This is a genomic window from Kitasatospora putterlickiae, from assembly GCF_039527695.1.
GTDB lineage: Bacteria > Actinomycetota > Actinomycetes > Streptomycetales > Streptomycetaceae > Kitasatospora > Kitasatospora putterlickiae.
This window is the reverse complement of record NZ_BAAAKJ010000559.1, coordinates 366-1186: the sequence shown is the minus strand read 5'-3', so window position 1 is coordinate 1186 and position 821 is coordinate 366. Positions and strand designations below refer to the sequence as shown.

At 76.4% G+C, this 821-nt stretch carries 1 protein-coding gene; it reads left to right on the top strand.

All coding sequences use genetic code 11. The features are described 5' to 3' along the window. The coding region (locus tag ABD308_RS39335; RefSeq protein WP_344345926.1) for a streptophobe family protein at nucleotides 1–821 on the top strand (821 nt) is incomplete at both ends.

Below are 821 nucleotides of genomic sequence, written 5' to 3'. Positions count from 1 at the left end.
GGCGCCGGCTTCTTCGCCTCGGTCGACGCCGGGATCACCGCGATGCCGCTCTCCGTCGGACTGGTCGGCGCGCTGACCGTGGCCGAGGTCTTCCTGCGCCAACTGCGCCACCGCGCGGTGGCCGGCGGCCGCGAACTGCTCGGCCGCGCCGCCCGGACGGCGGTGGTCTGGCTGGCCGCGCTCGCCCTGCTCTGCGCCGCCGCCCGGCGCACCTTTACGGTGCCGCTCGGCGACAGCCTCGCCGAAGAACTCGGCGGCGCCCTCGGCCTCACCCCGGAGGTGGGCTTCCACGCGGAACCCGTCTCGACCCTCGGACTCGGGCTCCTCTGGCTGCTCGTCGTGCTCGCCGCCACCTTCGCCGTCTCCCGCCGGGCGCCGCTGCCGCGCTCCCTGGTGCCCTTCCAGCAGTCCGTCCGCCCGGCCGCGTTCGCGATGCTGATGGTGCTGCTCGGCTACGTGGTGCTGGGGGTCGCGGCCGCGATCGGCACGGTCGCCGTGCACGGCGGCGCCCGGGAGACCGCGGCCGTTGTGCTGCTCGCCCTGCCCAACCTGGTCTGGCTGGCCTTCGGCGTGGGCCTCGGCGGCGAATGGCACGGCCAGCTGGTCGGCGCCATCGGACTGCCGGTGCCCAAGCCGCTGGCCGCCGTGCTGCGCACCGGCGAGGGCCAGGACGGCACGGTGAGCCTCGGCACGCTCGCCGAACAGGACGGCCGGGCGTGGTGGCTGCTCCCGCTGGCCGCCGTCCTGATGCTCGCGGCCGGCGTCCTGGCCGCCGGCCGCTCACCACGTGAGGTCCGCCTCTGGCAGCACGCCGTACGCCT